The organism is Streptomonospora nanhaiensis, assembly GCF_013410565.1.
GTDB classification, from domain to species: Bacteria; Actinomycetota; Actinomycetes; order Streptosporangiales; family Streptosporangiaceae; genus Streptomonospora; species Streptomonospora nanhaiensis.
In genome coordinates, this window is sequence record NZ_JACCFO010000001.1 from 3,371,169 (window position 1) to 3,397,202 (window position 26,034).

Here is a 26,034-nt window from a genome sequence, read left to right on the forward strand (position 1 = left end):
ACCAATGCCCCTTGAGGTCGAACGCAAGCGCGCCATCGGCGATCACGCGGATCAGGTCGAGGAACGCCTGGTCGCGCGCGGGTGGCGCCAGGCGGCTCCGGTCGCCGAGGTGGACACCTACTACAGCCGCCCGGACGTGGACTACCTGCGAACGGTGGAGTGCCTCCGTGTACGGCGAAGGAACGGCTTCGCCGAGATCACCTACAAGCCCTCCTCCACAGACGCCACCCGCCGTTCCGACGGGGTTGTCGCCAAACGCGAGACCAACGTGGCTCTGGCCGATGAAGCGGGCGAAGCGGAAGCGCTACTTGAGGCGGTGGGCATGGTCTTCCTGACACGGGTCGAAAAGACGCGGGTCGTGTGGCACCACCCCGAACGGTCGGACACCTCCGTTGCCGTGGACAAGGTGGGCGGTGTGGGCGCGTTCGTGGAGGTGGAGGTCATCAGCGCCGACGCCGATCAGGCCGCCGCCGAGTTGTCCCGGGTGGAAGCCGAACTCGACCTCGCGCGCTACCCGGTGATGACGCTGCCCTATCGCGACCTCGTCCGCGCCGCCTCGCGGAGTACGTGACATCTAAGTCGACGAGACAGGAGAGCCCCGAGGGACCGGGGTCCCTGGGGCTCTCTTGTCGTCAGAGGGTTCTAGAGGGTGTCGCGCCGGAGGGCGGCGAGGAAGGCGTCCCACTCCGCCGCGGGGAAGGCGAGGTGGCCGAGGTGGCGGTGCTGCGTGTCACGGACAAAGGTGTGTACGCCTTCGGTGACCTCGACGCAGTGCCCCCCGGTATCGCTGTACGTGCTCTTGTGCCATGCGGTGTTCTTAACCATGGGCGAGACTCTCCAACAAATTCTGCGGCAGAGGCTTCTAGAGGGTGTCGCGCCGGAGGGCGGCGAGGAAGGCGTCCCATTCGGCCGCGGGGAAGGCGAGGTGGCCGAGGTGGCGGTTCTGCGTGTCCCGGACAAGGGTCTGAGCGCCTTCAGCGACCTCGACGCAGGCGCCTCCTTGGCCACCGCTGTAGCTCGACTTGTGCCACATCTCAGTCTGCATGCTGCAATCCTTCCATGATCTCGGCAATCAACTGCCGGGAGGCTACCGGCGGAAGCGCTATTGCCGAGAGTTCCCGCCAAGCCCTCTCATGGCTTGCCACGTGCTCCGCCAGGTCTGAGGGAGTTCCGGAGACGCGCGTTTCCGTATAGCTCACCACACCCCTTCCCGGCACATCGAACAACATGAAAGCGCCCTCCTGTGCAGGGTGGACCTCTGTTTCCGCCGGTACCGCGAGGATCGTGACCTTTGGATGTCCTGCCATACGAACCAGGTGGGCGAGTTGGTCATGGAGCACCGAACGACCTCCCAATGGCCGACGCAGCACGTGCTCCTCAAGCACCACCATCAGTGCAGGCGCCATCGCACCATCAAGGATCTCTTGTCGATCGAGGCGAGCGCGCGTGGCCTCCTCAAGAGCTGCTTCAGATATGGCTCCCTGACGGAGGGAAGCCCGAGCGTAGTCGTTGGTCTGAAGCAGGCCAGGGATGACAAGCGGTTGGTACTCCCTGATCTCCGTTGCTTCCTGCTCAATGCTCACCACATCGATGAACCACTCGGCGTATCCGGAGGGCCGTTGCAGGTCGTCCCACCTTCGTACGAGCGCCCCTCCGGCGGTAAGAGCGTCGTCAATCCGCTTTATTTGCTCCTTGGTCGTCCCTTTGGTTCCCACTTCAATAGCACTCACTTGGCTCTGCGACAGAGGGATGCAGCCGCCAAGTTCCTCTTGAGTCATACCTGCGTTTTCACGCCATCGACGAACATCGGCGCCAAGACGTCGACGCGCCGTGCGAGGGAGATTCGCCATGGCATTGAGTTTTACCACCAACGCACCTCCGGTGACCGCCGAATAGAAAAAAAGCGCCCCTGTAAGGGGTATCGGTGGACCGGCGGTAGGCGGGAGTTGGATGCTGAGGACGTGAAAGACCCCCGCGATGCGGACAGGCATCCGGGGGCGTGGTTTCCAGCTAGTAGAGAGCTGAGAACGATGCACATCCTAGCGATGCTTATCGCCCCGTTGGCTCTTATCGCCCGATTGATACGCCCGGCGCGGGGACTGCATGCCGCCCCGCCCCATTGGGCGCGGTTTGAGCCCGACGAAGACGACCGCCTGTTCCTGGCCCGGCGCCACACGCGGCCGGTCCTCCTTGCCCCGGGAGTCGCCGTATGAGTGCCTTTGACCAGGTGATCCGGCACCCCGGCACCCTGCGCCAGATCCCGGCCAGCGGCAAGGTCGTCTCCACGCCCCGGCCCGGAGCCCCGCCCACCGCCGTGCTGTGGGTCGCGCGCGAGGGCTGGTGCGTCTGGCACAAGCACGTCGGCGCCCGCTGCGTCGCCACCGGTACCTGGGACGGCCACGACTACCCGCTCACGATCCTCTGGCGCTTCTTCGTCAGCGACGAACGCGCCGACTGGGAGCAGGCAATCTACCCAACAGACCTCTTTCTCTGCGAAAGCCCCGAATCCAATGACCCGACAACCGCCAAAGGAAATTCCACCCCCGTGCGATGAATGGCGCTGCCATCTCTGCGAACGCCGATGCGACAGGGAGATATGCGGGTACTGCGGAAATCCGAAGGAGGCCACCACCGCCTACCTCCGGACCTACGCCCCGCGTAAAAGACGACGGCGGCCCCGACACAGCCGGGTCCGCCCCTACATCCGCCACCTGACACCCGCAGCCGCATAAGCACCCGAGCCTGAACACCCCGGCGCCCGCGCGGAGCACGTCCGCGCGGGCGCCGGGGTGTGGGGTCAACCGAGCAGCAGGAGAACGCTGACCACCAGCATCACCGCCGCCGTGGCGAGGTGGACGCCGTAGGCGGTGGCCTTGGGGCCCTTGGCGCGCAGGACGATCAGGCCGTCGGCCACGGGGATGCCGGTCGCGATCAGGACCAGCCAGCCCAGGAGCTGGGGTGTTCCGGCGGCCAGGACGAGCAGGATGATGAGCCCGCTGGCGATGTCGCGCGCACTCTTGACGTTCAGCCAGGACCGGAACGCGGGGTCCTCGGTGGGCGTGCCGGGGATTCCGAAGCCGGCCGCGGCGTGCGGGGCGAAGAACGCGTGGACGCCCATGAAGACGACGGCGGCTCCGATCAGGCCGGCGAGCGCGGTGGCGACGGTGGTGACCATGGGGGCTCCCTCTCGTGGCGGCGCCCACCAGTTTTCTAGCGGCGCTAGGTTTCGTGCCGAAGATAGCGGTATCTACGGCAGAATGTCTAGCGCTGCTAGAGTGAGGTCATGTCCGTCACCAAGGAGCGCCGCGAGCGCGAACGCGCCCAGCGCCACCAGCTGATCATCACCGCGGCCCGCGAACTCGCCGAGGCCGAGGGCTGGGAGGCCGTGACCACCCGCCGGCTCGCCGAGCGCGTCGAGTACAGCCAGCCCGTGCTCTACAGCCACTTCAGCGGCAAGGACGCCATCGTCCGCGCCGTCGCGCTCGACGGCTTCGCCGAACTCGCCGACCGCCTGCGCCGCGCCCGGCTGGCCGCGCCCGAGCCGCGGCGGGCGCTGCACGCCGTCGGCCGCGCCTACCTGGACTTCGCCGCCGAGCGGCCCGTCCTCTACCAGGCCATGTTCGTCATGCCCACCGACGTGAAGTTCGCGCACGCCGAGACACCGCCCCAGCTGCGCGCCGGCTTCGAGGAGTTCGCGGCGTGCTTCCGCGCGGACGACGACCGGCGCGAACTGTTCGCCGAAGTCGCCTGGAGCGCGCTGCACGGCATCGTCGTCCTGGCGGAGAGCGGCCGCATCCCCCCGGACCGCCAGGACGATCGCCTGGACCTCCTCATCACCCGCCTCGCCGACACCCCGGACTGACCGGCCCGCGCCCTGGAGCGCCGCGGGACGCCCGGACGCCCCGGAACCGGGCCCGGGGCCGCCGCCCGGCCGCTATCCCCGCGCGCGCTCCTCGCGCCGGGCGATCAGCGCCTCCACCCCGTCGAGGATCCTGCTCAGCCCGAACTCGAAGATCTCGTCCGTGCTGGGGTGGCCGGCGACCAGCGTCCGGGCCAGCGCGGGGTAGCGGGAGAAGTCCACGCGCGCGCCGAGGAAGGCGTCGCGGGCGGCGATCCACGCGTCCGACGCGGCCGTGGACTCCAGGGCGTTGCGCGCCATGCCGCGGATGTAGCCGTCGACGCTCTCGATCACGTCGATCTTCTCCCGCTCGCTCAGCCCGGTGCCCTCCAGCGCGCGCACCGCGGAGTCGAGCCAGGCCATGGCGTTGGGCCCGGGCAGCGGGCGCTCGGCGGTGACCTGGAGGATCCACGGGTGCCGCCGGTAGTCGGCCCAGTCCTCCCGCGCCCAGGTCTCGATGCGCTTGCGCCAGTCGCCGGGCAGCGTGTGCGGCAGCGTGGCCTCGGCGATCATCGCGTCCAGCATGAGGGCGATCAGCTCGGTGCGCCCCGGCACGTAGGTGTACAGCGACGCCGTGCCGACCCCGAGGTGCTGGGCCACCCGCCGCATGGACAGCGCGCTGATGCCTTCGCCCTCCACGATCTCGATGGCGGCCGCCACCACCTGCTCCAGGCTCAGTCCCGGGCGGGGGCCGCGCCGGGGGCGCGGCCGGGATCCCCACAGCAGTTCGAGCGCGCGGGTGGGGTCGTCGGACGGGGCTTCGCTACTCATCTTGCGATCATCATAAAACTCCGTATACCGTTCGGAGAATAAGAATCAGCGAACAGTGTTCGGTTTTTTTGGTCGGATCGGCCCGCGGGCGGTTCGGCCCCAGGAGAGCGCGCGGCCCACGGGCACCGGTGCGCCGCGCAGCAGGGAGTGTCCCGATGCCCGAACCGACCCCCTCCACCACCGCCGGGGCCGGCGGCCCCGCGCCCCCGGCCCCCCGGCGCGGCCCGGCACGCGGCGGCGTCCTGCCCGGCGAACGGGCGCTGGCGCCCGACCTGGCGCGCGGCCTCATGCTGCTGCTCATCGTGCTGTCCAACACGGGCTTCTACCTGTGGGCCGCCGAGCACGGCCCCTCCGGCTGGCACCCGATCGACGGCGGCCCGATCGACCGGGTCGTGCAGTTCGCCATGATCGTCGGCCTGGACCTGCGGGTGTTCCCGCTCTTCGCGTTCCTGTTCGGCTACGGCATGGCCCAGATCATGCGCCGCCAGGTGGCGGCCGGCGCCTCCGAGAAGACGGCGGTGCGGCTGCTGCGCCGCCGCAGCCTGTGGCTGATCCTGTTCGGCCTGCTCCACGGCACCCTGCTGATGGCCGGCGACATCCTGGGCGCCTACGGGGTGGCCAGCCTGATCCTGGGCGCCCTGTTCCTGCGCCGCCGCGACACCACGCTCCTGGTGTGGGCGGGGGTCTTCACGCTCCTGCTGGTCGTGACCGAGTCCCTGAACGCGGTCACGGTGCTGGAGGCGGGCGACACCGCCGCCGCCGACACCACGCCCTCCACCGAGTACTACGCCTCGGGCGAGTCCGACTACGCCACCTCGGTGGTGATGCGGTTCTTCACCTGGCTGTTCGTGGCCTTCGGCGGCGGCCTGATGGGCTTCGCCTTCCACGCCGCGATGCTGCTGGGCGTCTGGGCGGCCCGCCGCCGGGTGCTGGAGGAGCCCGGCCGCCACCTGGGCCTGCTGCGCACCGTCGCGGTCACGGGCCTGGCCGTGGGCTGGCTCGGCGGCCTGCCCAACGCGCTCGCGCACGTCGGCCTGATCGACGTCGCCCCCGCGATGCTGGTGGAACTCGGCCCGCTCTACACCCTCCAGTCGGCCACCGGCCTGCCGGGCGGGCTGGGCTACGTCGCGCTGATCGCGCTGGTGGCGCACGGGCTGTCGGCGCGGGCGCGCGCGAGCCTGCCGGTGGCGGCCGTGGCCGCCGTGGGCAAGCGGTCGCTGTCGACCTACCTCACCCACTCGCTGCTGTTCTCACCGATCCTGGCGGCCTGGGGCCTGGGTCTGGGCGCCTACCTGCACACCGCGAGCATGGCGGCGTTCGCCGTGGGCGTGTGGCTGCTCACCGTGGCCGGGGCCTACGCCCTGGAGCGCGCCGGGCGCCGCGGACCGGCCGAGGTGCTGCTGCGCCGGCTGATGTACGGCCGCGCGCGGGAGGACGGCGCGGGGGCCCGGGAGGCGCCGCAGCCCACCGAGAGCCGGGGCGGATGAGACGGGGCCGGGCGCGGCGCCGTCGCCGCGCCCGGCCGTCCGCCCCAACACCGAAGGGCCGTCCCGCACCCGCGGGACGGCCCTTCGCCGCGTCTACCCCCAGACCAGCGCGGTGGTCTTGGGGTCCTCCAGCACCGCGCCGACGTGGCGCAGCACCCGCGAGCCCAGTTCGCCGTCGACCAGGCGGTGGTCGAAGGACAGCGACAGGGTGGTGACCTTGCGCACGGCGAGCTCGCCCTTGTGCACCCACGGCAGGTCGCGGATCTGGCCGAACGCCAGGATGGCCGCCTCGCCGGGGTTCAGGATCGGGGTGCCGGCGTCCACGCCGAACACGCCCACGTTGGTGATGGTGATGGTGCCGCCGCTCATGTCGGCCGGGGTGGCCGCACCCGCGCGGGCGGTCTCGGTCAGGGACTGGAGCGCGCGCGCCAGGTCGGGCAGCGCCATGGCGTGGGCGTCCTTGACGTTGGGCACCACCAGCCCGCGCTCGGTGGCCGCCGCGATCCCCAGGTTGACGTAGTGCTTGACCACGATCTCCTGGGCGTCCTCGTCCCAGGCGGCGTTGATGCCCGGGTACCGGCGCACGGCACTCAGCAGTGCCCGCGCCACCAGCAGCAGCGGCGACACCTTGACCCCGGCGAACTCCGGCCGCGCCTTGAGCTTCTCCACGGCCTTGACCGTCTTGGTGACGTCGACCTGGAGGAACTCGGTGACGTGCGGCGCGGTGAACGCGCTGCGCACCATGGCCGCCGCCGTGTGCTTGCGCACGCCCCGCACCGGGATGCGCTCCTCGCGGACCCCGGGTGCGGGCCGCGCCTCCCCCGCACCGGCCGGTACGGGCGCGGCCTGCCCGGCGGCGGGCTGGTCGGCTGCGGGCGCGGCCGGGGTGGCCTCGCGCTGCTCCAGCGGCGCCGACGCGGGCGCGGCGGCGTCGCGGCGGACGTCCTCGCGGGTCACGATCCCGCCGGGACCGGTGGGGGTGACCGTGCGCAGGTCCACCCCGAGGTCCTTGGCGAGCTTGCGCACCGGCGGCTTGGCCGGCACGGGCCCCGCCGGGGTCGCGGTGCCGCCGGCGCCGTTCGCGGTGCCGTTGCTCGGGGCCGGGGGGGCGGGCGCGGCGGGTGCCTCGGGCTCGGCCGGGACCGCTGCCGGAGCCGGGGCCGGTTCGGCGGCGGGGGACGGCGCCCCCGCGGCCGGGGCCCGGCCGGGCCGCCGGCGCGGGCGGCGCTGCGTGGCCGCCGCCTTCTCGCCGTAGCCCACCAGCGGCTTCTCGCGGACCTCGGTGTCGCCGTCGTCCTCGCCGGTGGCGACGCTGATGATGGGCGTGCCCACGTCGACGGTGCGGCCCTCGGGCACCAGCAGCTCGCGGACCGTCCCCGCCCACGGGCAGGGCAGCTCCACGGCGGCCTTGGCGGTCTCGACCTCGCAGATCACCTGGTTGACCGCGACCTCGTCGCCGGGCTTGACGTGCCACTGGAGGATCTCGGCGTCCACCAGCCCCTCGCCCACGTCGGGCAGCCGGAAGTGGCGCACGCCGGACTGTGCTGTGCTCACCTGGTTCACCTGGCTCACGTGTGCTCCCTGCCCCCTAGTACGCGAACGCGCGGTCGACGCCGTCGAGGACCCGGTCGAGGTCGGGGAGGTAGTGCTCCTCCAGCCGCGACTGGGGGTAGGGCGTGTCGAACGCGCCCACGCGGATGACGGGTGCCTCCAGGTGGTAGAAGCACGACTCCGTGACGCGCGCGGCGATCTCGGCGCCGACGCCGCCGCTCACCGGCGCCTCGTGCGTGATGACCAGCCGCCCGGTGCGCCGCACCGACTCGGTGACGGTGTCGTAGTCGACCGGCGAGATGGAGCGCAGGTCGATGACCTCGATGGAGTGGTCGCTATCGGCCTCGGCCGCCTGGAGGGCGGTCTTGACCATGGGGCCGTAGGCCAGCAGCGTGACGTCGGTGCCCGGCCGCGCCACCCGGGCGGCGCCCATGGGGTGGGCGGAGTCCAGCGCGGCCTCGGTGTCGACGTCGGCCTTGTCGTAGTAGCGCCGCTTGGGCTCGAAGAACACCACGGGGTCGGGCGAGGCGATGGCCTGCTGGATCATCCAGTAGGCGTCGACGGCGTTGGCCACCGTGACCACCCGCAGCCCGGCGGTGTGGGCGAAGTACGCCTCGGGCGACTCGCTGTGGTGCTCCACCGCGCCGATGCCGCCGCCGTAGGGGATGCGCAGCACGACCGGCAGGTTCAGCGCGCCCGCCGAGCGCCGGCGCATCTTGGCCAGCTGGGTGAAGGTCTGGTTGGTGGCGGGGAAGAAGAAGCCGTCGAACTGGATCTCGCACACCGGGCGGTAGCCGCGCAGGGCCAGGCCGATCGCGGTGCCCACGATCCCCGACTCCGCCAGCGGGGTGTCGATCACCCGGTCGGCGCCGAAGTCCTTGTAGAGCTGGTCGGTCACCCGGAACACACCGCCGAGCTTGCCGACGTCCTCGCCCATGACGAGCACCTTGGGGTCGGCCTCCATGGCGCGGCGCAGGCCGGCGTTGATGGCCTTTCCGATGGTCAGGTTGACGCTCATGTCACCGGCCTCCCTCGGCGCCGGCGTCCTCGAAGGACGCCAGGTAGTCGGCGAACTCGGCCCGCTGGAGGTCGAGTTGGGCATGGGGTTCGGCGTAGACCTCGTGGAAGATGTCCAGCGGGTCGGGGTCGGGCAGCGCCCGGCAGTCGACGCGCACGCGCTCGCCGAGCTTGTCGGCCTCGGCGTCCACGGCGGCGAAGAAGTCGTCGTCGGCCACCCCGTTGGCGGCCATGTAGGCGCGCAGCCGCAGGATGGGGTCCTTGCGCTTCCACTCCTCCAGTTCGGCGGCCACCCGGTAGCGGGTGGGGTCGTCGTTGGTGGTGTGGGCGCCCATGCGGTAGGTGAACGCCTCGATGAGCATCGGGCCCTGGCCCTCGCGGGCGTGCTGGAGGGCGCGGCGGGTGACCGCCAGGGAGGCGAAGACGTCGTTGCCGTCGATGCGCACGCCGGGGAACCCGAACCCGGCGGCGCGCCGGTAGAGCGGCACCCGGGACTGGCGCTCCAGCGGCTCGGAGATCGCCCACTGGTTGTTCTGGCAGAAGAACACCACGGGGGCGTTGTTCACCGCCGCGAAGTTGAACGCCTCGTTGGTGTCGCCCTGGCTGGTGGCGCCGTCGCCGAAGTAGACGATGACCGCGGTGCCGTCGTCGCCGCCGGTGGCGCCGTCGCGCTGGACGCCCATGGCGTAGCCGGTGGCGTGCAGGGTCTGGGAGCCGATGACGATGGTGTAGAGGTGCAGGTTGTGCTCGGCGGGGTCCCACCCGCCGTTGGTGACCCCCCGGAACATGGCGAGCAGGTTCCTGGGCTCGACGCCCCGGACCCAGGCCACGCCGTGCTCGCGGTAGGAGGGGAACGCCATGTCCTGGGGGCGCAGCGCGCGGGCGGAGCCGATCTGGGCGGCCTCCTGGCCCAGCAGCGACGCCCACAGGCCGAGTTCGCCCTGCCGCTGGAGGGCGACGGCCTCGGTGTCGACCCGGCGCACCAGGACGAGGTCGCGGTACAGGCCGCGCACCTCGTCGGCGCCGAGGTCCAGCGGGTAGTCGGGGTGGTGCCGCAGCTCTCCTTCGGGAGTCAAGAGCTGGACGAGTTCGGGTTCCTCATGCGCGGTGTTGTCCGACACCTGTCGCTCCTCGGGTTCTCGGGGCCGATTTCGCGGGGTACCACTCCGTCGGCCGGACCTCTGCCGCTCACCCGGGGTAACGGGAGTCGAGTCGGCAGCCCTACCGACATCGTGACAGAACTCACCACGGACGGCGCAAGTGCTGCGGGCAACCTTTCGCCTGCCGACCATCATGTCCGAGAACGGGAAAAGCGCAACTACCAGGATGACCTAGCATTTTCAAGGGCGTCCGACGAAAAATTCGGACGACCGAGGAACCGGAAAACGGACCCGAAGGGCGGTTCCGGGGGTCACGCCGCCGCACACAGGCGACCACGGAGAGTAGTCGAGCGGGCGGCGGTCGGCGGCCCCTGCGGCCCGGCGGCGCGCGGCCGGCGATGCGGGGGCGGACGGGAACGGGGGCGCGGCCGCCGCGCGCGGCGTTCGGGTGCGCGGGTATCGGGGGCGGCCGAGATGCGGGGAGGTGCGGCGCGGCGCTGCCGGCGGGGCCGGCGCGGCGGCGGGGTCGGGCTGTCAGGCCGCCACGCGCATGCCGCGCTCGCGGGCGTAGTCGGCGAGCTGCTCGCGCAGCTGGCGCCGCGCGCGGTGGAGGCGCGACATGACGGTGCCCAGGGGTGTCCCCATGCGGGCCGCGACCTCCTTGTAGGTGAACCCCTCGACGTCGATCAAGTACACGACCAGGCGGAACTCCTCGGGGAGCTGGGCCAGGGCGTGGCGGATGGCGGAGTCGGGCAGGCGCTCCAGCACCTCGGACTCGGCCGAGCGCGAGCCGGTGGAGGCGTGCGCGTCGGCGGCGGCCAGCTGCCAGTCCTTGATCTCGTCGGTGGAGTCCTGGCAGGGCTCCCGCTGCTTCTTGCGGTAGCCGTTGATGAACGTGTTGGTCAGGATGCGGTACAGCCAGGCGCGCAGGTTGGTGCCCGCGCGGAACTGGTGGAAGTTGGCGTAGGCCTTGGCGAAGGTCTCCTGGACGAGGTCCTCGGCGTCGGCCGAGTTGCGCGTCATCCGCAGCGCCGTGGGGTAGAGCTGGTCGGCGTACGGGGTGACGGCGGTGACGAAGTCGATCGACCCCGCGGACTCGTTCGGCTCGGTGGAATCGTCGGCTTCGCGCATACGCTCCAGTTCGATGGTCGTCAAATTTCCCCCTTGGGACGACCGGCGATCGTTACCAACTTGGTAGACGCTTCAACAGGCGCTCCATGATGACAACGGCCCGGGTGATACGTGTCACGAAACTACCGAATCGGGCTATGCGGCGGCTCAAGATGCGGTAAAAGCGCCTCCTTCCAGCGTAGACGCCACCGCACCGTGCCCGCGCGGCACACCGGGGTGCCGTACGCTTTTCCCTGCCCCTTCCCCACTAGCCAGGGGAGGCGGCTTCATTCGACTGCACCCCCAGCCGACCCTCGAACGCGCCCCGAAGCACAGTGGAGGACCCGTGGCCCGCGTCGTCGTTGACGTCATGCTCAAGCCCGAGATCCTGGACCCCCAGGGCCAGGCCATCGCCGGGGCCTGCGGCCGCCTCGGGTTCACCGGCGTGAGCGAGGTCCGCCAGGGCAAGCGCTTCGAGGTCGAGGTCGACGGCGAGGTCGACGACGCCAAGCTCGCCGACGTCCGGCGCATGGCCGAGACCCTGCTCGCCAACCCCGTGATCGAGGACTTCTCCCTGCGGGTGGAGTAGCCCGCCGCGCGCCGCGCCGCGGGCCGGCCCGCCGGGGGCGGTCGCGCTGCGGAATCACCACGCCACGTGCCGCTTCCGGCCAACTCACGGCCATGTCCGTTTCGCCGTGGTCCCCTCGGGAAGGCTCTGGACTGTGCTGAACGGTCGTGAGGGCTTCCGATGGACGTGACATTCTCGATTGCACTCCCCCGAGAGGCGTACACCGTGGCCGTGATGCGGGACTTCCTCGGTGAGGCGCTGCGGAGCAGCGGCATATGCGCCGACTGCCGGTTCTCGATCCTGCTCGCCGCCTCCGAGGCGTGCGCCAACGTGGTGGACCACGGCTTCCCGGCTGCGGGCTACCAGGTCGACGCACGGCTGCGGTCCGACACCTGTGTTCTGGAGATCACCCATAGAGGACGCCGGTTCAACCCGTCCCGGGTGCCCCTGCCGGATCTGGAAGCGGAATCCGGCAGGGGCATTCTCTTGATGCGCCACCTGATGGAGGACGTCGCCATCACCGGCGAACCCGACGGCACCACCCGCGTCCGCCTGCGCAAGCGGCTGGCCGAGTGCGCCGCCGCCCCGCCCGACCACGGCGAGTGGGTGGCCCCGCAGCCCGTCCTGCGCTGACCCGGTCCCGCGCCGCGCCGGGGTCGGCCCGGGCGCCGCCCGAGCGCCGCCCGGCGGCCGGCGCCCGCCCGACCCGGGGCCGGCGCGCGCCGGGCGCCGAGGTCAGCAGGTAACCTCGTGAGCGTCGCGCCCACACCTGGCGCACACCGCCGCCCGCGCAGCGCCGACTGCCGGCTCCCACCGACGACCTTTCCGGAGAGTGCCCATGACAGCCCGTGTGGGCGTCGTCACCTTCCCCGGCTCCCTGGACGACAGGGACGCCGCCCGCGCCGTCCGCATCGCCGGCGCCGAGCCCGTCGCGCTCTGGCACGACGACCCCGACCTCAAGGGCGTGGACGCCGTGGTGCTGCCCGGCGGCTTCTCCTACGGCGACTACCTGCGCTGCGGCGCCATCGCCCGGTTCTCCCCCATCATGGGCGAGATCGTGCCGGCCGCGCGCTCGGGCAACCTGCCCGTGCTGGGCATCTGCAACGGCTTCCAGATCCTGTGCGAGAGCCACCTGCTGCCCGGCGCGCTCACCCGCAACCGGTCGCTGCGTTTCATCAACCGCGACATCACCCTGCGCGTGGAGTCCACCGCCACGGCCTGGACCAACCGCTACACCTCCGGCGAGGAGATCCTGGTCGTCCTCAAGAGCGGCGAGGGCTGCTACGTCGCCGACCCCGACACCCTGGACGAACTGGAGCGCACCGGCCGCGTCGTCGCCCGCTACGCCGAGGCCGCGCCCAACGGCTCGCGGCGCGAGATCGCCGGAATCGCCAACGAGCACGGCAACGTGGTGGGCCTGATGCCGCACCCCGAACACGCCGTCGAGGACCTGACCGGCCCCTCCACCGACGGGCTCGGGTTCTTCACCTCCCTCCTCGCGCACCTGGCCGACGGCGTGCCCGCGGCGGCGGGCGCCACCGGCTGAGCGACCGCCGCACCGCGCGAGACCGGGGGGACCCAATGCGCATGATGGCCCTGCTGCGTTCCCGGACGACCATCCTCGTCCTGGGCGCCCTGCTGATCCTGGGGATGATCGCCACCGGCGCGGTGGGGCTTGTCAACGCGCTGGGCACCCCCGGCCCCGCCGCCGGGCAGAACCCCCCGGCCCAACCCGACTCCCCCATGCCGGCGCCCGCCCTGGACGAGCTCGGCGAGGCCCCCCGGGGCGCCTCCTACACCGACTTCGGCGAGCAGTGCCCCGACGTGGAATGCGTTCGCATCGTCGGTGTCGCCACCGCCGAGGGCGACGACACCGACGAGGCCGTCGAGAAGGTGTTCGGCCACCTCCTCGACGAGGGGTGGGCGCGGATCCTGCCCAACCAGGAGGCCGACCCCGAGGACGTCCCCCTCGCCGAGAGCTACCTCACCAACGGTGAGGTGATGGTGACCGCCGCGCCCGTCAACGCCCCCGACACCACCGCCGGCCTGATGCTGATGCACGCCCAGGAGCCCGCCTCCTGAGCCGACCCGCCCACCGCCGGCCGCGCACCGCAGCCCGCGAGCCCCGAACGGAAGACCCGATGCCCGACGCACCCCTGCCCGACACCGTCGCCACGGCCCAGAGCACGCCCGACACCCCGCAGCCCTACGCCGAACTCGGCATGGCCGAGGACGAGTACGCGCGGGTCCGGCAGATCCTCGGCCGCCGCCCCACCTCGGCGGAGCTGGCGATCTACTCGGTGATGTGGAGCGAGCACTGCTCCTACAAGAGCTCCAAGAAGCACCTGCGCCAGTTCGGCGAGAAGGCGCCGGCCAGCGACGCGCTGCTGGTGGGCATGGGCGAGAACGCGGGCGTGGTCGATGTCGGCGGCGGCCGGGCGGTCACCTTTAAGATCGAGTCGCACAACCACCCCTCCTACGTCGAGCCGCACCAGGGCGCGGCCACCGGCGTGGGCGGGATCGTCCGCGACATCCTGACCATGGGCGCCCGGCCCGTGGCGGTGATGGACGCGCTGCGGTTCGGCCCGCTGGACGCCCCCGACACCCGGCGGGTGCTGCCGGGCGTGGTCTCGGGCATCTCCTTCTACGGCAACTGCCTGGGCCTGCCCAACATCGGCGGCGAGATCGGGTTCGGCGCCGGATACGCGGGCAACCCGCTGGTCAACGCCCTGTGCGTGGGCGTCATGCGGCACGAGGACATCAAGCTGGCCCAGGCGCCCGGCCCGGGCAACAAGGTCGTGCTGTTCGGCGCCACCACCGGCCCCGACGGGATCGGCGGGGCCTCGGTGCTGGCCAGCGCCACCTTCGACGACGAGAGCCACGCCAAGCGGCCCAGCGTCCAGGTGGGCGACCCGTTCATGGAGAAGCTGCTCATCGAGTGCAGCCTGGAGCTGTTCGCCGCCGACCTGGTGGTGGGCATCCAGGACCTCGGCGCGGCCGGGGTGTCGTGCGCCACCACCGAACTGGCGGCGGGCGGCACCGGCGGCATGCGGATCGAACTCGACAGGGTGCCGCTGCGCGACCCCCGGCTCACGCCGGAGGAGATCCTGATGAGCGAGTCCCAGGAGCGCATGATGGCGATCGTCGAGCCGGCCAAGCTCGACGCGTTCCTGGCGACCTGCCGCAAGTGGAACATCCTGGCCGGCGTCATCGGCGAGGTCACCGACGTCACGCCCGAGGAGGCCGAGCGCGGCGGGCGGCTGGTCATGACCTGGCACGGCGAGACCGTGGTCGACATGCCGCCGCGCACCGCCTCCGACGAGGGCCCCGTCTACGACCGCCCCTACGCCCGCCCGGCCGACCAGGACGGCCTCCAGGCCGACACCCCCGACCGCCTGGAGCGCCCCAAGACCGACGACGACCTGCGCGAGCAGCTGCTGCGCGTGCTGGCCGCGCCGGGGGTGTGCGACTCCTCCTGGGTCACCCAGCAGTACGACCGCTACGTCATGGGCAACACCGTGCTGGCCACCCCGCACGACGGCGGCATGATCCGGGTGGCCGACGACACCGACACCGGTATCGCGCTGGCCACCGACGGCAACGGCCGCTACACCCGGCTGGACCCCTACACCGGCACCCAGGCGGCCTACGCCGAGGCCTACCGCAACGTCGCGGCCACCGGGGCGCGCCCGCTGGCGGTCACCAACTGCCTCAACTTCGGCTCGCCCGAGGACCCGGGGGTGATGTGGCAGTTCGCGGAGTCCACCCGCGGGCTGGCCGACGCCTGCCAGGCGCTGGGCACCCCGGTCACCGGCGGCAACGTCAGCTTCTACAACCAGACCGGCGACACCGCCATCAACCCCACCCCCGTCATCGGGGTGCTGGGGGTCATCGACGACGTCCACAACCGGCTGACCTCCGCGCTGCCCGCCGACTCCGACGGCGCGCGGATCGTGCTGCTGGGCCGCACCGCCGAGGAGTTCGGCGGGTCGGTGTGGGCCGAGGTCGTGCACGGCCACCTGGGCGGGCTGCCGCCCGCGGTCGACCTCGCCGCCGAGGCGGCGCTGGGCGAACTGCTGGCCGACGCCGCCGAGGCGGGCCTGCTGGCGGCGGCCCACGACCTGTCCGACGGCGGCCTGGGCGTGGCGGTCGCGGAGTCGGCGCTGCGCGGCGGCGTGGGCGCCACGCTGCACGTGACCGACGCGTTCACCGCGCTGTTCAGCGAGTCGGGCGCCCGGGCCGTGGTCGTGGTGCGGCCCGAGCAGGAGGCCGCCTTCGCGGCGCTGTGCGAGCGGCACGGGGTGCCGGCCGCCGAGATCGGCACGGTCGGCGGCTCGGCCCTGACCGTGACCCACCCCGAGGGCGGGTTCAGCGTCAGCCTGGAGGACCTGCGCACCGCCTACGAGTCCACCCTGCCGGCGGTGCTCGGCGCCGAGTAGCGCGCGGCGGGACGGCGGCACAGGCGCGCCGGCGCGGAGGAATCCGCGCCGGCGCGCCTTCGTCCTGCCCCGCTACTCCCCGCGCTCGCGGTCGGGGTCGACCGCCCCGGGGTTGGTGGCGGGTTCGCCGTCGTCGGTGACGGTCGGCTCGGGCTCCAGTTCCTCGCGGACGCGGGTGGGTTTGCCCCCGCGCAGCACACCCTGGACCTCGCTCTCCAACTGGTCGTCGATCCGGGGGCCGTGCTTGTCGCTGCCGCGCTCCATGGTGCCCTCCTCCCTGGTCGAGGTGTCCCTCAGCGGTCTGTCCGCTGGGCGGTAGGTCCGGTACCGGGCGCGGCTACCCGCCGGCGCCCGGGGGCAAACCCGGTGGTCGGAGGCGGCGCGCGGCGCCCCTCCGGGGCGCTCGCGCCGCGTGGCCGCGCGGGCGGCGTCCGCAACCGGCCCGCATGCCCTGGGCGGTGCCGGGGCAGTGGCCTGTGCCACGGGGGACCGGCGGGCCCGGCGGTGCCGACGCGGACCCGCGCGCCCACCCAGGGCGCGTCGCGGTCGGCGGGAGCGCCCCGGCCCGGCGGTCGCGGGGCACGGCGGCCGGCGACGCGGAGGCGCCGGCCGCGCGGGCGGGGCACCGCCAGTGCCGCCAGCGGCGTCAGCGCCGCTCGCCGCCACCGGTCCCCGGGGACGGGAACCGCCTGCGGCATCGGGAGGTGAGACGGGCCGCACCCGGTGCGGTCCGGCCATCATGGACCTGCGTTTTCTGGAACGGCTCTACCGGGCGAGCGGACCGGTCGCCTCGGTGTACCTGGACACCACCCGCGCCGGCGCGGACCCGGCACAGCGCATCGAGCGCCGCTGGCGGGCGCTGCGCGGCGGACTCGCCGAGCAGGGCGCCGACCCCGAGACGCTGCGTGCCCTGGACGCCGCGGCGGGCGGCCTGCCGGGGGTCCCCGGCCCCCAGGGCGAGGCCCTGTTCGCCGCCGGAGGCCGGCTGGTCGCCGCCTTCACCCTGTCGCGGCCGCCCGAGCGCGACCGCGCCGCGTGGCTGCCGGTGGCCGACCCCGTCGAACTCGTCTGCGACCTGGACGACGGCGTGCCCTACGTGGTGGTGGCGGCCGACGGGGAGGGCGCCGACGTCTACGCCTATCCCGCGCACGGCGGCCTGGCCGGAGAGGAGCGCCGCCCCGGGGGCGCGCGCGGCCGCCCCGGCGAGGCGGCCGCGGGCGGGCGGCGCCACCGGGTACGCGACCGCGCCGAGCAGGTGTGGTCGGCGAGCGCGGGCGAGGTCGTCCGCGACGTCGAGGCGGCGGTGCGCCGGGTGCGGGCGGCGGCCGTGTTCGTCGGCGGCGACGAGCGGACCCTGGGCCTGCTGCGGGCGCGGTTGAGCACGGCGACCGAGGCGCCGGTGATCGAGGTGGGCGGGCGCGGCGAGGGCAACGCCGTGGCCCGGCTGCGCGCGGGTGTGGAGGAGGGGCTGCGGCAGACCGCCGTGGCGCTGCGCAGCGGGGTGCTGGCGGAGTTCGTCCAGGACCTCGGCCGCGCGGGGCGGGCGGTGCAGGGGTTCGCCGACACCACCCGGGCGCTGCGGTCGGGTCGGGTGTCGCGGCTGCTGCTGGCCCCCGGCGGCGCGGCGGAGCCCGAACTGTGGGCCTCGCGCACGGACCCGCTGGAGGTCGCCGAGCGGCGCGGGCGGCTGACCGACCCGGCCGAGGCGTTCTCCGCGCCGGCGGGCGCGCTGCTGCTGCGGGCCGCCCAGGCCACCAGCGCGGCGTTCACCCGGCTGCCGGATCCGGGCGAGGCCGTGGACGGTGTGGGCGCGTTCCTGCGGTTCGCGGCGGCGCGCTGAGCGGGACGCCGGCGGGCGGGGGCCGGTGCGCCGCCCGCCGCTTCTACGATGGTGCGCGGCCGCGCGAGGACGCGGCGGCGGTCTGAGTGAAGGAGCCCGGCGATGAAGCGGCGAGGACGGCTCAAGGGCGCGCTGGGCAGCCACGACCGGCCGGCCAGCCCGCTGGCGTTCCGCCTGGTGCTGACGGTGTTCGGCGCCGGGGTGCTGGTGGCGGGCACCGTGCTGTCGGTGGTGCTGGGCGGTCCGCTGCCGCTGACCATCATCCTGGCGGCCGGGACGGTCGCCTCGGGGTTCAACGTGTACTGGGTGTGGCAGCGGTGGCGGCACGAGTGAGCGCGCCGCCGCCCGCCGCCGGGGGTGCCCGGCCGGGTGCGCCCGGCCGGGCTCCGCTCGCCGGCGGGCCGGCCTAGCCCCGCTCCCCCTCCGGCAGCCAGGGCCGCCAGGTGTCGGGGTTGGCGCGCACCCAGCGTTGGGCGGCGTCGTCGGGGTCCATGCCCTCGTCGGCGATCATCCGGGCCACCGCGTTCTGGTCGGCGTTGGTCCACCGCCAGTTGTCGAGCAGCTCGTAGGCGGGGCCGCCGTCCTCGGCGAAGCCGGCGCGGAAGATCTTGTTGAGGTCGTAGGCGGGATAGTCGCAGGCGACGTCCGCCAGGTCGGAGTCGCAGCCCTCGCGGTAGGGGGGGAACTCCACGTGCACCAGGTCCAGCTCCTCGAACAGCCACTGCGGCTCGTAGAAGTAGAACAGCACCGGCTCGCGGTCGGCGTAGCGCTCGCGGACCTCGGTGATCTGGGCGGCCTCGGAGCCCGCGTAGACGATCTCCAGGTCCAGGCCGAAGTGGTTGATCATGCCCTGGTCCTGGGTGACGAACCCGGGGTCGCCGGCGAGGAACTGCCCCTTGTCGCCGGTCTCGGCGGTGGCGAAGATTTCGGCGTGCTCCCTGACGCCCTCGACGGTGTCGATCCCGGGGTACTCCTCGACCAGGTAGCGCGGGACGTACCAGCCCAGGGTGCCCTTGTTGCCGGTGGGGCCGCCGTCGACCACGGTGCCGTTGCCCCCGGGGCCATACAGCTCCATCAGGTCGTCGTGGCCCCAGTTCTCGACGATGACGTCGACCGCGCCCTGGTCCATGGCCTGCCAGGCGGGCTGCTCGTCGATGCGCACGAGCTGGGTCTGGTAGTCCAGCTCGTGCTCCAGCAGGTAGGCCAGCACGGCCGCGCTGGCCTCGTAGCCGACCCAGCCGTTGAGCGCGATGCGCACGGTGTTGGGGTCGCGCAGCATGGACGTGGTGCGCACCGCGCACGAGGACAGCAGGGCGGCGGCCAGCAGCACGGCGAGGACCCGCAGCGGCAGCGCCGGCAGGCTCCGGGGGGTCCGGGCGGCGGGGGTGTCAGGCATGGGCGGTCCTTTGTCCCTGGGTCACGCGGTCGAGGAGCAGGCCGAGGCACACGATCGCCACGCCGGAGGTCAGGCCGAGCCCCAACTGGTTCTGCTTGAGCCCGAACACCACGTCGTAGCCGAGCGACCCGGCGCCGACCAGGGCGCCCATGACCACCATCGCCAGGACCATCATGATCCCCTGGTTGACGGCCAGCAGCAGGGCGGGCCGGGCCAGCGGCAGCTGCACCTTGGTGAGGAGCTGGCGCGGGGTGGAGCCCTGCGCGACGGCGGCCTCGACCGCGCCGGGGTCCACCCCGCGGATGCCGTCGTTGACCAGGCGCACCACCGGCGGCAGCGCGAAGACGACCGCGGCGGCCAGCGCCGGAACGCGGCCCACGCCGAACAGCGCCACGGCGGGGATGAGGTAGACGAACGGCGGCAGGGTCTGCATGGTGTCCAGGACGGGCCGCAGCAGCGCGGCGAGCAGGTCGCGGCGCGCGGCCAGGACCCCCAGCGCCACCCCGAGCGCGACGGTCACCGCCGCGGCCACGAGCACCTGCGACAGGGTGTCCATGGCGTTGTCCCACACCCCCAGTAGGCCGGTGGCCAGGACCGCCAGCCCGCCGGTGAGCGCGGCCCGCGCACCGGCGAAGACGAACCCGAACCCGGCCGCGACCAGCACCACCAGCCACCACGGGATGCCGGTGAGCAGCGCGCTGAGCGGGTTGAGCACACCGCGCAGCAGGAGGTCGCCCAGGGCGCCGGTGGCGCCGCCCAGGGCCGACTGCGCCGCCGCCTGGACGGAGTTGAGGGGCTGGGCCACGCTGACCGACCAGTCGGGCGGCCACCCGCGCACCCCGGCCAGGTGGCCGGCGGCGACCGCGGCGGCGCCGGCCGCCAGACCGCCGGCCAGGACGGGCGTGCGCCACCGGGCGGGGACGGCCGGGGTGCGGCCGCCCTCGCCGGCCGCGCCGGTGACCCGGTCCAGGGCGATGGCCATCAGCACGATCGCGGCGCCGGCCTCGGTGGCCTGGCCGACGTTGACCTTGGACAGCGCCTGGTAGATGGCGTCTCCCAGGCCGCCGGCGCCGATCACCGAGGCGATCACCACCATCGACACCGCCAGCATGATGGTCTGGTTGACCCCCAGCATGATGGTGCGCCAGGCCATGGGCAGCCGCACCCGGGTCAGCAGCTGCCAGGGCGTGGAGCCCAGCGAGGTGCCGGCCTCGACCGCGCCGGGGTCCACCCCGCGCACGGCCAGCGCGGTGATGCGCACGGCCGGGGGCACCGCGTAGAGGACCGTGGCCACCGCGGCGGCCGGGTTGCCGATCCCGAACAGCAGCAGCATCGGCATCAGGTAGGCGAACGCCGGCATGATCTGCAGGAAGTCCAGCACCGGCCGCAGCGCGCGGTCGACGGCGGGCCGGAGCCCGGCCAGGACCCCCAGCGGGACGCCGACGGCCAGCGCGATCAGCACCGAGGTGATGATGAGCGCCAGCGTGGTCATGGCCTCGTTCCACAGCCCGGTGAGCGCGAAGGAGGCGAAGGCCGCCAGCACCAGCAGCGCCACCCGCCACCCGGCGGCGCGCCAGGCCGCGAAGACCCCCAGCACCACCACACCGGGCCAGGTCAGCAGGGTGAGCGCCTGGTTGACCAGGACCACGGCCGAGCCCAGGCCCACCGACACGTAGTTGAAGCCGTAGAGGAACAGCGGGCTGGTGTTGCGGTTGGCGACGATCCAGGCGTAGGCGGAGTCCAGGCGCGCGGTCAGCCACTCCCCGGTGGCGGCGGGGAAGGCGCCCAGCCAGGCGGGGGTGTCCAGGATCCGGGCGGCCGCGAACCCCGCGCCGAGGACGAGCAGCAGCGCGGCCGCCAGGACCCAGCGGTTGGCGGCCCGGCGGCGGGCGCGGTCGGCGGGGCCGGGCGGCGCCGACGGGGCGGGCGGCCCGGCGGCGGCCGGGGGCGCGGGTGCGGAGGCGGAGCCCACGGCCATGGTCACACCCCCGCAGCGTTGCCGGCCGGCGCGGCGGGCGGGTCGGGCGGCCCGGCGGGGGCGGCGGGATCGGCCGCGGGTTTGACCGCGTCGTCGTCCTGGTCCTCGGCGATGGCGCGCAGCACGTCGTCGCGGCCGACGTAGCCCAGCACGCGGCCGTCGTCGACCACCCGCACCGGGGCGGTGGCGTCGGCCAGCGGGCGCACGACCTCGGAGACGACGGTGTTCGGGGCGACGGCGGGGCCGTCGAGGGCCTCGCCGGGCCGGGCGGGGCGCATCAGCCAGCGCACGGTCAGCACCGTGGTGCGGGCGACGTCCTTGACGAAGTCGCGGACGTAGTCGTCGGCGGGGCGGCCCACCAGCTCCTCGGGGGTGCCCAGTTGCACAAGTTCGCCGTCGCGCATGATGGCGATGCGGTCGCCCAGTTTCAGCGCCTCGGCGAGGTCGTGGGTGATGAACACGGCGGTCTTGTCCAGCTCGCGCTGGAGCCGCAGGACCTCCTGCTGCATGTCGCGGCGGATCAGCGGGTCCAGGGCGCTGAAGGGCTCGTCGAAGAGCAGGACGTCGGGGTCGACGGCGAGCGCGCGGGCCAGGCCGACGCGCTGCCGCATGCCGCCGCTGAGCTGGCCGGGCCGGGCGTCCTCGTAGCCGGACAGCCCCACCATGTCGATCATCGCGCGGGCGCGGGCGTAGCGCTCGGCGCGGGGCGTGCCGCGGATCTCCAGGCCGTAGGCGACGTTGTCGAGGACGCGGCGGTGCGGCAGCAGGCCGAAGTGCTGAAACACCATGGCCGTCTTGTGGCGGCGCAGTTCGCGCAGCTCGTGGGGGCGGCAGGCGCCGATGTCGGCGCCGTCGAGCAGCACGGTGCCGGCGGTGGGTTCGACGAGCCGGGTCAGGCAGCGCACCAGGGTCGACTTGCCCGAGCCCGACAGGCCCATGACGACGAAGATCTCGCCGGGGTGGACGTCGAAAGACATGTCGCGCACGGCGACGGTGCAGCCGGTGCGCTCGCGGATGGTGTCGCGGTCGAGGGCGGCGGTCTCGGTGCCGACGATGGAGTCGGCGTTGCGGCCGAAGATCTTCCACAGGCCGCGGACGCGGATGCGGGGCTCGCCTGCGGGGGCGGATGTGGGCGGGACGGAGGCGGGTGCGGGGGCGTTCATCGGGGCGGCGTTCTCCTCTGGCCGGCCGCGCGGGGGCGCGGCCGGTCCGTCGAATGGGCGGGGACCCGGGTCAGGCGTTGTCGGCCCGGATGAGGTCGGCGGCGCGCTCCCCCACGGCCAGCACGGTAACCATCGGGTTGGGCGAGGGCATGGTGGGGAACACCGAGGCGTCGGCGACGCGCAGGCCGGTCAGGCCGCGCACGCGCAGGCGGGGGTCGACCACGGCGGCGGGGTCGTCGTCGGCGCCGATCCGGCAGGTGCCGGCGGGGTGGTAGACGGTGTGGGCGGCGCGGCGGCCGTACTCGGAGAGTTCGGCGTCGGTGGTGAGCGCGGGGCCGGGGGCGACCTCGCGCTTGATCCAGGACCGGAACGGCTCGGTGGCGGCGATCTCGCGGGCGATGCGCAGGCCGTCCACGATCGTGGTGGCGTCGTAGTCGTCGGGGTCGGTGAAGTAGCGGAAGTCCAGGGCCGGCTTGGCCGCGGGGTCGGCGCTGGTGAGCCACAGCCGGCCCCGGGATCTGGAGCGGGGGATGTTGGGGGTCATGCAGATGGCGTTGCGCGGCCCCGGGGAGTTGTAGCCCAGGCGGGCGGTGTTGTCGTCGAAGGGGACCTGGTAGATGTGGAACATCAGGTCGGGGCGGGGGTCGTCGGGGTCGCGCCGGACGAACAGCCCGCCGTCGGAGTGCATGACCGTGGTCTCGGGCACCGGCCGGGTGGTCTCCCACATGATGATGGACTCCGGGTGGTCCATCAGGTTGCGGCCGACGCCGGGGAGGTCGTGGCGGACCTCGGCCCCCACCGAGCGGAGGTCGTCGGCCGGGCCGACACCGCTGAGCAGCAGCAGGCGCGGGGTGTCGATGGCGCCCGCGCACAGCACGACCTCGCGTTCGGCCGTGATGGTGCGCCGCTCGCCCGAGGCGGTGGTGACCTCGACCCCGCGGGCGCGACCGCGGTCCAGGACCAGCCGGTGCGCCCAGGTCTCCAGCAGCAGGGTCAGGTTGGCGCGCACGCCCATGATGGGGTGCAGGTAGGCGACCGAGGCCGAGGAGCGGTGGCCGGTGTAGGGGTCGTAGGCGATGGGCAGGAACCCGACGCCTTCGGCGAAGCCGCCCCGGTGGGAGGTCTCGGCGTTGAAGTCCTCGATGACGGGCACGCCGGTGGCCTTGGCCGAGGCCGCGATCCAGTCGGTGACGATGGCGTTGCGGTGCTGGGGCGCCACCGGGACGATGTTGCACTTGATGCGGTCGGCGTAGGCCTGCACGGTGGCGTTGTCCCAGCCCTCGGCGCCGGCCGCCACCCAGTCGTCGAGGTCCTGGGGGAACGGGCGGAAGCTGATCAGCGTGTTGTGGGAGGAGCAGCCGCCCAGCACGCGGGCGCGCGAGTGCACGATGTGGGAGTTGCCGCGCGGCTGCTCGACGGTGGTGTAGCCGTAGTCGAGATCGCCGCCGAGCAGGTCGAGCCAGTCGCGCAGCCGCAGGACGCGCTCCAGCCCGAGGTCGGAGGGGCCGCCCTCGATGACGCACACGGTGGTGCCGGGGTCCTCGGTGAGGCGGTTGGCGATCACCGAGCCCGCGGTGCCCCCGCCGACGATGACGTAGTCGTACACGTCGCCACGGGCGGAACCGGCTGCGGACACGTGGAACTCCTTCCGGTGGGCGCGGCGGGGCCGCGCGGCTCCGGGGCGGCCCGCGGGGGCCGCCCCGGAGCGGAGGGTGATGGGGGCGGGGGTGGTGGGACGGGGTGGGGTGGCGGGGCGGATGGGGTCGGGGAGGGGAACGGGTCGGGCGGTCGGCGGGGTGGAGGGGGACCGGACGGGGCGGCCCGCCGGTGGGGAGGGCCCGGCGGTGCGGCGGGTCCGGCGGGTCGGTCAGTCGAACCAGCGCTGCGGGCGGGGGTCGAGGTTGCGGTAGACGTGCTTGGCCTCGCGGTATTCGTCCAGACCGGCCTGGCCGAGTTCGCGGCCCACACCCGAGCGCTTGAACCCGCCCCATTCGGCGGCCGGGAAGTAGGGGCCGAAGTCGTTGATCCAGACGGTGCCGTGGCGCAGCGCGGCGGCCACGCGGTCGCCCCGGCCGGGGTCGTTGGTCCACACGGCGCCGGCCAGCCCGTAGTCGGTGTCGTTGCCTATGGCGACGGCCTCGGCCTCGGTGCGGAAGGTCTCGACGGTCACGACCGGGCCGAACACCTCGGTCTGCACGATGTCCATGTCGCCGCGGCAGCCGGTGAACACGGTGGGCCGGTAGAAGAACCCGGCGGCGAGGTCGGGGTCGTCGGGGCGGCGCCCGCCGGCGGCGAGGTGCGCGCCCTCCTCGACACCGCGCGCGACGGCGGCCTCGACCTTGGCGCGGTGCTCGGCCGAGACCAGGGGGCCGCACTGCACGGCGGGGTCGGTGCCGCGGCCCAGCCGCACGCGGTCGGCGCGGCGGGCGAGTTCGGCGACGAACGCGTCGTGGATGTCCTCGTGCACGATGAGGCGGGCGCCGGCCGAGCACACCTGCCCGGAGTGGAAGAACGCGGCGCTCATGGCGTAGTCGACGGCGGTGTCGAGGTCGACGTCGGGGAAGACGATGTTGGGGTTCTTGCCGCCGAGTTCGAGCGCGACCTTCTTCACGGTGGCCGCCGCTGCGGCCATGATGCGCGTGCCCGTGGCCAGGCCGCCGGTGAACGACACGAGGTCGACGTCGCGGTGCTCGACCATGGCGGCGCCGACCTCGGCGCCCGCGCCCAGCACGAGGTTGGCGACACCGGCGGGCAGCCCGGCCTCGGCGCACAGCTCGAACAGCTTGCAGGTGGTGACCGGCGTGATCTCGCTGGGCTTGACCACCATGGTGTTGCCGGCGGCGATCGCGGGCGCCATCTTCCAGGAGAGCTGGAGCAGGGGGTAGTTCCAGGGTGTGATCATGGCGCACACGCCCACGGGCTCGTAGACGACGCGGCTGAGGACGCCCTCGGGCGCGGCGATCACGCGCCCGGCGTCCTTGTCGGCCAGTCCGGCGTAGTAGCGGAAGACGGCGGTGACGTCGTCGACGTCGATGCGGCCCTCCTCAAGGGTCTTGCCGGTGTCCAGCGACTCCATCAGCGCGATGTCCTCGCGGTCGCGCTGGAGGAGGTCGGCGACGCGGTTGAGCAGCGCGCCGCGCTCGGCGGCGGGGGTGCGCCGCCAGTCGCCGGAGTCGAAGGCCGCGCGGGCGGCTGCGACGGCGGTGTCGACGTCCTCGACGCCGGCCTCGCTCACCACGGTGAGCACGGAGGCGTCGTAGGGGTTGACCACCTCGCGGACGCGCCCCTTGGCGGCCGGGCGCCAGGAGCCGTCCAGGAAGAGGCTCGCGGCGTGGGCGGCGCCGGGGGCGGCGAGGTAGGCGGTGTTCGGCAGGCGTACGTCGGGTCGGATCACGAAACGCTTCTCCCCAGGTGAAAAGGCCACAAACGGTCGTTGCACGTTCTTTACGGTTCCGACACACGAAGCTACGGCACGGGCGGCGGGGAGCGTCGTCGTTGTCCACAGGGGTGTCCAGCCCCGGCGCGGGCGGTCGCGGGGGTGGAAAGGGCTGGCCGTCATCGACGACGTCGTTCCCGGCCACCTCGCCAACGAGGCCGAACTGCTGCGCGCACTCGACCCGGCCCGGCGGGACCGGCTCGCCGCTCTCCTCGGCACCCCGCTCGCCGACGCCGAGTCCGCTCAGCACCGTTAGCGCCGCCGCACGCCCATGGCGTGG

Annotated in this window: 26 protein-coding genes; 11 read left to right on the forward strand and 15 right to left on the reverse strand. The window is 73.3% G+C overall.

Translation table 11 applies throughout. From position 1 onward, the window contains the following. Positions 1-4: 4 nt before the first annotated feature. Complete coding sequence (gene cyaB / locus HNR12_RS14590; protein WP_179768003.1) at positions 5-571, forward strand: class IV adenylate cyclase; 567 nt, start codon at positions 5-7, stop codon at positions 569-571. A 71-nt stretch (positions 572-642) separates the two neighbouring features. Here cyaB and HNR12_RS14595 read toward each other — a convergent pair whose 3' ends face one another. From HNR12_RS14595 to HNR12_RS14605, 3 genes are read right to left on the reverse strand one after another with little or no spacing between them, the layout of a single operon-like run. Next, entirely contained in the window at positions 643-825 is a 183-nt protein-coding gene (locus HNR12_RS14595) for a DUF397 domain-containing protein (RefSeq protein ID WP_179768004.1), read from the reverse strand. Between the two features lie 37 nt (positions 826-862). After that, complete coding sequence (locus tag HNR12_RS14600) at positions 863-1,045, reverse strand: DUF397 domain-containing protein (RefSeq protein ID WP_179768005.1); 183 nt, start codon at positions 1,043-1,045, stop codon at positions 863-865. Beyond that, positions 1,035-1,991, reverse strand: a complete 957-nt coding sequence (locus tag HNR12_RS14605; RefSeq protein ID WP_449338097.1) for a helix-turn-helix domain-containing protein — start codon at positions 1,989-1,991, stop codon at positions 1,035-1,037. Before HNR12_RS14605 ends, HNR12_RS14600 begins: the two co-directional genes overlap by 11 nt. 218 nt (positions 1,992-2,209) lie before the next feature. Here HNR12_RS14605 and HNR12_RS14610 point away from each other — a divergent pair, with 218 nt between their 5' ends. Further along, a complete protein-coding gene (locus HNR12_RS14610; RefSeq protein WP_179768007.1) occupies positions 2,210-2,554 on the forward strand; it encodes a hypothetical protein in 345 nt (114 codons plus the stop codon). Between the two features lie 243 nt (positions 2,555-2,797). Here the strand turns inward: HNR12_RS14610 and HNR12_RS14615 are convergent, their stop codons facing one another. Then, the gene (locus tag HNR12_RS14615; protein ID WP_179768008.1) at positions 2,798-3,175 is read right to left on the reverse strand and encodes a DUF4267 domain-containing protein; all 378 of its coding nucleotides are present in this window, start codon (positions 3,173-3,175) and stop codon (positions 2,798-2,800) included. A 108-nt stretch (positions 3,176-3,283) separates the two neighbouring features. Here HNR12_RS14615 and HNR12_RS14620 point away from each other — a divergent pair, with 108 nt between their 5' ends. Then, the gene (locus tag HNR12_RS14620; protein ID WP_179768009.1) at positions 3,284-3,862 is read left to right on the forward strand and encodes a TetR/AcrR family transcriptional regulator; all 579 of its coding nucleotides are present in this window, start codon (positions 3,284-3,286) and stop codon (positions 3,860-3,862) included. 72 nt (positions 3,863-3,934) lie between these two features. Here HNR12_RS14620 and HNR12_RS14625 read toward each other — a convergent pair whose 3' ends face one another. Next, positions 3,935-4,669 (reverse strand): TetR/AcrR family transcriptional regulator C-terminal domain-containing protein, encoded by a 735-nt coding sequence (locus tag HNR12_RS14625; protein ID WP_179768010.1) that lies wholly within the window; start codon positions 4,667-4,669, stop codon positions 3,935-3,937. Between the two features lie 155 nt (positions 4,670-4,824). Between HNR12_RS14625 and HNR12_RS14630 the strand changes: the two genes are divergently transcribed. Continuing rightward, positions 4,825-6,156: a DUF418 domain-containing protein gene (locus HNR12_RS14630; RefSeq protein WP_246425084.1), complete on the forward strand. Its 1,332-nt coding sequence runs from the start codon at positions 4,825-4,827 to the stop codon at positions 6,154-6,156. Positions 6,157-6,249: 93 nt separating this feature from the next. Here the strand turns inward: HNR12_RS14630 and HNR12_RS14635 are convergent, their stop codons facing one another. From HNR12_RS14635 to HNR12_RS14650, 4 genes are all read right to left on the reverse strand, one after another. Further along, entirely contained in the window at positions 6,250-7,728 is a 1,479-nt protein-coding gene (locus HNR12_RS14635; RefSeq protein ID WP_338119762.1) for a dihydrolipoamide acetyltransferase family protein, read from the reverse strand. 16 nt (positions 7,729-7,744) lie between these two features. After that, positions 7,745-8,725 (reverse strand): alpha-ketoacid dehydrogenase subunit beta, encoded by a 981-nt coding sequence (locus tag HNR12_RS14640; RefSeq protein WP_179768011.1) that lies wholly within the window; start codon positions 8,723-8,725, stop codon positions 7,745-7,747. A gap of 1 nt (position 8,726) precedes the next feature. Then, the gene (pdhA, locus tag HNR12_RS14645) at positions 8,727-9,845 is read right to left on the reverse strand and encodes a pyruvate dehydrogenase (acetyl-transferring) E1 component subunit alpha (protein WP_179768012.1); all 1,119 of its coding nucleotides are present in this window, start codon (positions 9,843-9,845) and stop codon (positions 8,727-8,729) included. Positions 9,846-10,358: 513 nt separating this feature from the next. Beyond that, positions 10,359-10,979: a sigma-70 family RNA polymerase sigma factor gene (locus HNR12_RS14650; RefSeq protein WP_372451103.1), complete on the reverse strand. Its 621-nt coding sequence runs from the start codon at positions 10,977-10,979 to the stop codon at positions 10,359-10,361. A 301-nt stretch (positions 10,980-11,280) separates the two neighbouring features. On the opposite strand from HNR12_RS14650, the gene purS reads away from it, so the two are divergent. The 5 genes from purS (at position 11,281) to purL (ending at position 15,941) form a co-directional block, all read left to right on the forward strand. Then, positions 11,281-11,523 (forward strand): phosphoribosylformylglycinamidine synthase subunit PurS, encoded by a 243-nt coding sequence (gene purS / locus HNR12_RS14655; RefSeq protein WP_179768013.1) that lies wholly within the window; start codon positions 11,281-11,283, stop codon positions 11,521-11,523. Between the two features lie 159 nt (positions 11,524-11,682). Further along, entirely contained in the window at positions 11,683-12,135 is a 453-nt protein-coding gene (locus tag HNR12_RS14660; RefSeq protein WP_179768014.1) for an ATP-binding protein, read from the forward strand. A 205-nt stretch (positions 12,136-12,340) separates the two neighbouring features. After that, positions 12,341-13,048: a phosphoribosylformylglycinamidine synthase subunit PurQ gene (purQ, locus tag HNR12_RS14665; protein WP_179768015.1), complete on the forward strand. Its 708-nt coding sequence runs from the start codon at positions 12,341-12,343 to the stop codon at positions 13,046-13,048. A gap of 35 nt (positions 13,049-13,083) precedes the next feature. Then, entirely contained in the window at positions 13,084-13,584 is a 501-nt protein-coding gene (locus tag HNR12_RS14670) for a hypothetical protein (RefSeq protein WP_246425086.1), read from the forward strand. A 59-nt stretch (positions 13,585-13,643) separates the two neighbouring features. Next, the gene (purL, locus tag HNR12_RS14675) at positions 13,644-15,941 is read left to right on the forward strand and encodes a phosphoribosylformylglycinamidine synthase subunit PurL (RefSeq protein WP_179768016.1); all 2,298 of its coding nucleotides are present in this window, start codon (positions 13,644-13,646) and stop codon (positions 15,939-15,941) included. 72 nt (positions 15,942-16,013) lie between these two features. Here the strand turns inward: purL and HNR12_RS14680 are convergent, their stop codons facing one another. Continuing rightward, entirely contained in the window at positions 16,014-16,205 is a 192-nt protein-coding gene (locus HNR12_RS14680; RefSeq protein ID WP_179768017.1) for a hypothetical protein, read from the reverse strand. Positions 16,206-16,680: 475 nt separating this feature from the next. On the opposite strand from HNR12_RS14680, the gene HNR12_RS14685 reads away from it, so the two are divergent. Together HNR12_RS14685 and HNR12_RS14690 are read left to right on the forward strand one after the other, a co-directional pair. After that, positions 16,681-17,781, forward strand: coding sequence for a baeRF2 domain-containing protein (locus tag HNR12_RS14685; RefSeq protein ID WP_179768018.1), 1,101 nt, complete (start codon positions 16,681-16,683; stop codon positions 17,779-17,781). 102 nt (positions 17,782-17,883) lie between these two features. Then, positions 17,884-18,114, forward strand: coding sequence for a hypothetical protein (locus tag HNR12_RS14690; protein ID WP_179768019.1), 231 nt, complete (start codon positions 17,884-17,886; stop codon positions 18,112-18,114). Between the two features lie 73 nt (positions 18,115-18,187). Here HNR12_RS14690 and HNR12_RS14695 read toward each other — a convergent pair whose 3' ends face one another. The 5 genes from HNR12_RS14695 to HNR12_RS14715 all read right to left on the reverse strand — a co-directional run bounded on the left by HNR12_RS14695 (position 18,188) and on the right by HNR12_RS14715 (position 25,691). Beyond that, the gene (locus tag HNR12_RS14695) at positions 18,188-19,177 is read right to left on the reverse strand and encodes an ABC transporter substrate-binding protein (protein WP_179768020.1); all 990 of its coding nucleotides are present in this window, start codon (positions 19,175-19,177) and stop codon (positions 18,188-18,190) included. Then, positions 19,170-21,155, reverse strand: coding sequence for an ABC transporter permease (locus HNR12_RS14700; RefSeq protein WP_179768021.1), 1,986 nt, complete (start codon positions 21,153-21,155; stop codon positions 19,170-19,172). Before HNR12_RS14700 ends, HNR12_RS14695 begins: the two co-directional genes overlap by 8 nt. 2 nt (positions 21,156-21,157) lie before the next feature. After that, positions 21,158-22,318 carry a quaternary amine ABC transporter ATP-binding protein gene (locus HNR12_RS14705; protein WP_179768022.1) on the reverse strand — a complete coding sequence of 387 codons (1,161 nt, stop codon included), beginning with the start codon at positions 22,316-22,318 and terminating at the stop codon, positions 21,158-21,160. A gap of 70 nt (positions 22,319-22,388) precedes the next feature. Next, positions 22,389-23,954, reverse strand: coding sequence for a GMC family oxidoreductase (locus tag HNR12_RS14710; protein ID WP_338119763.1), 1,566 nt, complete (start codon positions 23,952-23,954; stop codon positions 22,389-22,391). A gap of 231 nt (positions 23,955-24,185) precedes the next feature. Beyond that, complete coding sequence (locus HNR12_RS14715) at positions 24,186-25,691, reverse strand: aldehyde dehydrogenase family protein (RefSeq protein ID WP_246425532.1); 1,506 nt, start codon at positions 25,689-25,691, stop codon at positions 24,186-24,188. Between the last annotated feature and the right edge of the window lie 343 nt (positions 25,692-26,034).

What these genes read in the sequence shown, in the direction of transcription:
- HNR12_RS14620 (WP_179768009.1), top strand. Translation starts at nt 3,284, where the DNA reads ATGTCCGTCACCAAGGAGCGCCGCGAGCGCGAACGCGCCCAGCGCCAC.
- HNR12_RS14615 (WP_179768008.1), bottom strand. Translation starts at nt 3,175, where the DNA reads ATGGTCACCACCGTCGCCACCGCGCTCGCCGGCCTGATCGGAGCCGCC.
- HNR12_RS14640 (WP_179768011.1), bottom strand. Translation starts at nt 8,725, where the DNA reads ATGAGCGTCAACCTGACCATCGGAAAGGCCATCAACGCCGGCCTGCGC.
- purL (WP_179768016.1), top strand. Translation starts at nt 13,644, where the DNA reads ATGCCCGACGCACCCCTGCCCGACACCGTCGCCACGGCCCAGAGCACG.
- HNR12_RS14690 (WP_179768019.1), top strand. Translation starts at nt 17,884, where the DNA reads ATGAAGCGGCGAGGACGGCTCAAGGGCGCGCTGGGCAGCCACGACCGG.
- HNR12_RS14600 (WP_179768005.1), bottom strand. Translation starts at nt 1,045, where the DNA reads ATGCAGACTGAGATGTGGCACAAGTCGAGCTACAGCGGTGGCCAAGGA.
- HNR12_RS14660 (WP_179768014.1), top strand. Translation starts at nt 11,683, where the DNA reads ATGGACGTGACATTCTCGATTGCACTCCCCCGAGAGGCGTACACCGTG.
- HNR12_RS14670 (WP_246425086.1), top strand. Translation starts at nt 13,084, where the DNA reads ATGCGCATGATGGCCCTGCTGCGTTCCCGGACGACCATCCTCGTCCTG.
- HNR12_RS14625 (WP_179768010.1), bottom strand. Translation starts at nt 4,669, where the DNA reads ATGAGTAGCGAAGCCCCGTCCGACGACCCCACCCGCGCGCTCGAACTG.
- HNR12_RS14610 (WP_179768007.1), top strand. Translation starts at nt 2,210, where the DNA reads ATGAGTGCCTTTGACCAGGTGATCCGGCACCCCGGCACCCTGCGCCAG.
- HNR12_RS14605 (WP_449338097.1), bottom strand. Translation starts at nt 1,991, where the DNA reads ATGCCTGTCCGCATCGCGGGGGTCTTTCACGTCCTCAGCATCCAACTC.
- purQ (WP_179768015.1), top strand. Translation starts at nt 12,341, where the DNA reads ATGACAGCCCGTGTGGGCGTCGTCACCTTCCCCGGCTCCCTGGACGAC.
- HNR12_RS14595 (WP_179768004.1), bottom strand. Translation starts at nt 825, where the DNA reads ATGGTTAAGAACACCGCATGGCACAAGAGCACGTACAGCGATACCGGG.
- HNR12_RS14695 (WP_179768020.1), bottom strand. Translation starts at nt 19,177, where the DNA reads ATGCCTGACACCCCCGCCGCCCGGACCCCCCGGAGCCTGCCGGCGCTG.
- HNR12_RS14630 (WP_246425084.1), top strand. Translation starts at nt 4,825, where the DNA reads ATGCCCGAACCGACCCCCTCCACCACCGCCGGGGCCGGCGGCCCCGCG.
- HNR12_RS14705 (WP_179768022.1), bottom strand. Translation starts at nt 22,318, where the DNA reads ATGAACGCCCCCGCACCCGCCTCCGTCCCGCCCACATCCGCCCCCGCA.
- HNR12_RS14685 (WP_179768018.1), top strand. Translation starts at nt 16,681, where the DNA reads ATGGACCTGCGTTTTCTGGAACGGCTCTACCGGGCGAGCGGACCGGTC.
- cyaB (WP_179768003.1), top strand. Translation starts at nt 5, where the DNA reads ATGCCCCTTGAGGTCGAACGCAAGCGCGCCATCGGCGATCACGCGGAT.
- HNR12_RS14700 (WP_179768021.1), bottom strand. Translation starts at nt 21,155, where the DNA reads ATGGCCGTGGGCTCCGCCTCCGCACCCGCGCCCCCGGCCGCCGCCGGG.
- HNR12_RS14680 (WP_179768017.1), bottom strand. Translation starts at nt 16,205, where the DNA reads ATGGAGCGCGGCAGCGACAAGCACGGCCCCCGGATCGACGACCAGTTG.